The following is a 4,591-nucleotide window of genomic DNA, read 5'->3' as shown; positions in this document are numbered from 1 at the left end:
TTCTTCCGGCTCTTCCTGGACCCCACCCAGACCTACAGCTGCGCCTACTTCGAACGCGACGACATGACGCTGGAGCAGGCGCAGATCGCCAAGATCGACCTGGCGCTGGGCAAGCTGGGCCTGCAACCGGGTATGACGCTGCTCGACATCGGCTGCGGCTGGGGGGCCACCATGCGGCGCGCCATCGAGAAATACGACGTCAACGTCATCGGGCTGACGCTGAGCAAAAACCAGGCCGTCCACGTGCAGAACTCGTTCGTCGCGATGGACAGCCCCCACACCCGACGGGTGCTGCTGGCCGGGTGGGAGGAGTTCGACGAGCCGGTGGACCGGATCGTGTCCATCGGTGCGTTCGAGCACTTCGGCCACGATCGCTACGACGATTTCTTCACCATGGCCTACGACGCCCTGCCCGACGACGGGGTGCTGCTGTTGCACACCATCACCGGGTTGACCGGGCGGCAGATGGTGGAACGCGGCATGCCGTTGACGTTCGAGTTGGCCCGCTTCATGAAGTTCATCATCACCGAGATCTTCCCGGGCGGCCGGCTGCCGTCGATCGAGATGGTGGAGGACCGTTCGTCTCAGGCGGGCTTCGCGCTGACCCGTCGGCAGTCGCTGCAGCCGCATTACCCCAGGACCCTCGACCTGTGGGCGGCGGCACTGGAAGCGCGCAGAGACGAGGCCATCGCGATCCAGTCCGAAGAGGTCTACGACCGCTACATGCGCTACCTGACCGGTTGCGCGAACGGCTTCCGGGTCGGCTACATCGACGTCAACCAGTTCACCCTTGTGAAGTAGGCGAGGTGGCTGAGGTCTGACGAGCTGGCCGGTATGCTGTAACAGTCGGCGGGCGCGAACTGCCAGCAGCTGCTGTCGGTGGCCACAGGAATGTTTGATCAGGAAGGCGAACAGGCCCAGATGGTGGAGAAAATGACGCGTGCCCCGAGGATTCGGCCGCACTTCGAGGACATCCAGGCCCATTACGACCTCTCTGATGACTTCTTCGCCCTGTTTCAGGACCCGAGCCGCACCTACAGCTGCGCCTACTTCGAACCGCCGGACCTGACACTGGAAGAAGCCCAGCTGACCAAGGTCGACCTGAACCTGGACAAGCTGGATCTGCGGCCCGGGATGACGCTGCTCGACATCGGCTGCGGCTGGGGCGCCACGATGAAACGCGCCATCGAGCGCTACGACGTCAACGTCGTGGGTCTGACGCTGTCGAAGAACCAGCACACCTACTCAAGACAGCTGCTGAGCGCGATCGACACCAACCGCTCGCACCGGGTGTTGCTGCACGGCTGGGAAGAATTCCACGAACCCGTCGACCGGATCGTCTCGATCGAGGCCTTCGAACACTTCGGCTTCGAAAACTACGACGACTTCTTCAAGAACTGTTTCGGCATCCTGCCCGACGACGGCCGGATGACCATTCAGAGCAGTGTCAGCTACCATCCCTACGATCTGCACGCCCGCGGCAAGAAGCTGTCCTTCGAAACCGCGCGGTTCATCAAGTTCATGCTCACCGAGATCTTCCCGGGCGGGCGGCTGCCCACCACCGAGATGATGGTGGAGCACGGCGAAAAGGCCGGCTTCGTCGTGCCGGAAGTTCTGTCGCTGCGGCCGCACTACATCAAGACCCTGAAGATCTGGGGCGACGCGCTGCAGGCCCATCGGGCCGATGCCGTCGAGATCGCCTCGGAAGAGGTCTACGACCGCTACATGAAGTACCTGCGAGGCTGCCACTACTACTTCAGCGACGAAAGCCTCGACGTCAGCCTGGTCAGCTACTGCAAACCCGCCGCCTGAGCTGATCAGTCCGCGGCGAAGTCGCGGGTGATCGACGGGTCGACCGGGATGCCCGGGCCGGTGGTGGTCGAGATGGTGACCTTCTTCAGGTAGCGGCCCTTCGATGACGACGGCTTGAGCCGCAGCACTTCGTCGAGCGCGGCGCCGTAGTTCTCCGCCAGGTTCTTCTCGTCGAACGACGCCTTGCCGATGACGAAGTGCAGGTTGGCCTGCTTGTCCACCCGGAAGTTGATCTTGCCGCCCTTGATGTCGGAGACCGCCTTGGCCACGTCGGGCGTGACGGTGCCGGTCTTGGGGTTGGGCATCAGCCCGCGCGGGCCCAGCACCCGGGCGATCCGGCCGACCTTGGCCATCTGGTCCGGGGTGGCGATCGCGGCATCGAAATCGAGGAAGCCGCCCTGGATCTTCTCGATCAGGTCGTCGCTGCCGACCACATCAGCTCCCGCGGCAACGGCAGCATCGGCCTTCTCCCCGACCGCGAACACCGCGACCCGGGCGGTCTTGCCGGTGCCGTGCGGCAGATTGACGGTGCCGCGGACCATCTGATCGGCTTTGCGCGGATCGACACCCAGCCGGACGGCCACCTCGACGGTGGCGTCCTGCTTGGTCGACGACGTCTCCTTGGCGAGTTTGGCCGCCTGCAGTGGCGTGTAGAGACTGGCGCGATCCACCTTCTCGGCGGCGGCGCGATATGCCTTGCTGTTCTTGCTCATTGAAATATCCAATCTGTTGCGTTGGAGTCGTGGTTGGCGGACCGAAGCTGGCCCTCCCACATACCCGGGGCTATGCTCGCTAGGCCCGGCTATGCCAGCTATGACACGGTGATGCCCATCGATCGGGCGGTGCCCGCGATGATCTTGGCGGCAGCGTCGATGTCGTTGGCGTTGAGGTCGGCCTTCTTGGTCTCGGCGATCTCGCGGACCTGGTCCCAGCTGACCTGGGCGACCTTGTCCCGGTGCGGCTCGGCGGAGCCTTTCGCCACGCCGGCGGCCTTGAGCAACAGCTTGGCCGCGGGCGGGGTCTTGAGCGCGAAGGTGAAGCTGCGGTCCTCGTAGACGGTGATCTCCACCGGGATGACGTTGCCGCGCTGGTTTTCGGTCGCGGCGTTATACGCCTTGCAGAACTCCATGATGTTGACGCCGTGCTGGCCCAGCGCAGGCCCGACCGGCGGCGCAGGGTTGGCCTGCCCTGCCTCGATCTGCAGTTTGATCAGCCCGGCGACCTTCTTTTTCGGGGCCATGTGATGTCTTTCCTTTCTGATTTCGGCGCACTTTTCGTCGCTGGGCGACGATTTTCACGCCGAAGTTGCTTCTAGATCTTGGAGACCTGGTTAAAGGTCAATTCAACCGGTGTCTCGCGGCCGAAGATGGACACCAGCACCTTGAGTTTCTGTTGCTCGGCGTTGACCTCGCTGATCGAGGCGGGCAACGTCGCGAACGGGCCGTCCATGACGGTGACCGACTCGCCCACCTCGTAGTCGACCTCGATGGTCGGCCGCTCCAGTCCACCTTCGGCGGCGGCGGCCGCGGTGCTGGCCGCACCTTTGCCCGATTTCTTGACCGCGCCCCGGGGCAGCAGGAATTTCACCACCTCGTCGAGCGAAAGTGCCGACGGCCGCGACGTGGCGCCGACGAACCCGGTGACTCCCGGCGTGTTACGCACCGCCGACCAGGAGTCGTCGGTCAGCTCCATCCGCACCAAGATGTAGCCCGGGAGCACCTTGCGGTTGACCTGCTTACGCTGGCCGTTCTTGATCTCGGTGACCTCTTCGGTGGGTACCTCCACCTGGAAGATGAAGTCGCCGACATCGAGGTTCTGCACACGGGTCTCGAGGTTGGCCTTCACCTTGTTCTCGTAGCCGGCGTAGGAGTGGATGACATACCAATCACCGGGCTTGGTGCGTAACTCCGCTTTCAGCGCCGCCGCGGGGTCGGGCTCCTCGGCCGTCTCCGGGGTTGTCTCAGGGTTTTCGGCCAGGTCGACCGCGTCGCCCACGGGCGCATCAGCGTCGAAGGTAGTCACGGTTGTCCGTCCTTTCTGGTCGGCATGGTCAGATTGGCCCGTCTCATTCGCCGAACACCAGCAACACCAGCTTGGCGAAGCCGTAATCCGCTCCGGCGATCAACGTCACCATGAAGACCAGGAACGCCAGCACCACCGAGGTGTAGGTGGTCATCTGCTTGCGGTTGGGCCAGATCACCTTGCGCAGCTCGGCGGTGACCTGCTTCAGGTAGTTGTAGACATAGGCGACGACGTCGACGATCGGGTTGCGAGACGGCCACCGGCCCCAGCGGGCCTTTTTCCCGGTCTTCTTCGTCGTCTTGCTCTTCTTGGTTTCGGTGTCCAGGCTGCTCCCGGAGAGTTCAGTCGCGGTGGAGACCACGTCGACGCCGCCGCCGTTCTCGTCGACGGTCGCGCTGCGCTGCCGGGACCGCTTGCCGGTAGGGCGTTGCGGCCGCATCGCCGGCCTCGTTGCCAGGGTCGTGTGGCCGAGTCCGGTGCTGCCGTCGACTTCGCCGCCGTCACCTGCGGCGCCGGGCTGGTCACGCTGGTCGCTCACCGCATGCTCCTTTGCTCTTCTTGCCTGACGCGCTCACCGTTCATCGTCCAGTGTCCACCATGACACGTCCTCATTGTCCGGTTCCTCCTCGGGTCATCGGAGCCCGCATCGTCGCCGGACGATTCCGTCGTCTGCAGGGGCGACAGGACTTGAACCTGCAACCTGCGGTTTTGGAGACCGCTGCTCTGCCAGTTGAGCTACGCCCCTTCGCGGTCGGCA

At 64.1% G+C, this 4,591-nt stretch carries 6 protein-coding genes and 1 tRNA gene; 2 read left to right on the top strand and 5 right to left on the bottom strand.

Annotated elements, in window-relative coordinates:
- Together AC2VON_RS15870 and AC2VON_RS15865 are read left to right on the top strand one after the other, a co-directional pair.
- The coding region (locus AC2VON_RS15870; protein ID WP_486953815.1) for a cyclopropane mycolic acid synthase family methyltransferase at positions 1–801 on the top strand (801 nt) is incomplete at its 5' end.
- A 90-nt stretch (positions 802–891) separates the two neighbouring features.
- A complete protein-coding gene (locus tag AC2VON_RS15865) occupies positions 892–1,812 on the top strand; it encodes a cyclopropane mycolic acid synthase family methyltransferase (protein WP_486953814.1) in 921 nt (306 codons plus the stop codon).
- Positions 1,813–1,817: 5 nt separating this feature from the next.
- Here AC2VON_RS15865 and rplA read toward each other — a convergent pair whose 3' ends face one another.
- The 5 genes from rplA to AC2VON_RS15840 all read right to left on the bottom strand — a co-directional run bounded on the left by rplA (position 1,818) and on the right by AC2VON_RS15840 (position 4,579).
- Positions 1,818–2,525 carry a 50S ribosomal protein L1 gene (rplA, locus tag AC2VON_RS15860; protein ID WP_486953813.1) on the bottom strand — a complete coding sequence of 236 codons (708 nt, stop codon included), beginning with the start codon at positions 2,523–2,525 and terminating at the stop codon, positions 1,818–1,820.
- A gap of 98 nt (positions 2,526–2,623) precedes the next feature.
- Positions 2,624–3,052, bottom strand: coding sequence for a 50S ribosomal protein L11 (rplK, locus tag AC2VON_RS15855; RefSeq protein ID WP_486953812.1), 429 nt, complete (start codon positions 3,050–3,052; stop codon positions 2,624–2,626).
- A 71-nt stretch (positions 3,053–3,123) separates the two neighbouring features.
- Positions 3,124–3,834 (bottom strand): transcription termination/antitermination protein NusG, encoded by a 711-nt coding sequence (nusG, locus tag AC2VON_RS15850; RefSeq protein ID WP_486953811.1) that lies wholly within the window; start codon positions 3,832–3,834, stop codon positions 3,124–3,126.
- Between the two features lie 43 nt (positions 3,835–3,877).
- Positions 3,878–4,372, bottom strand: coding sequence for a preprotein translocase subunit SecE (secE, locus tag AC2VON_RS15845; protein ID WP_486953810.1), 495 nt, complete (start codon positions 4,370–4,372; stop codon positions 3,878–3,880).
- A 134-nt stretch (positions 4,373–4,506) separates the two neighbouring features.
- Positions 4,507–4,579: transfer RNA gene (locus AC2VON_RS15840), tRNA-Trp, on the bottom strand.
- Positions 4,580–4,591 lie beyond the last annotated feature (12 nt).

The organism is Mycobacterium sp. TH-M82 (assembly GCF_057473605.1).
This window is presented reverse-complemented; position numbering and strand designations above follow the sequence as displayed.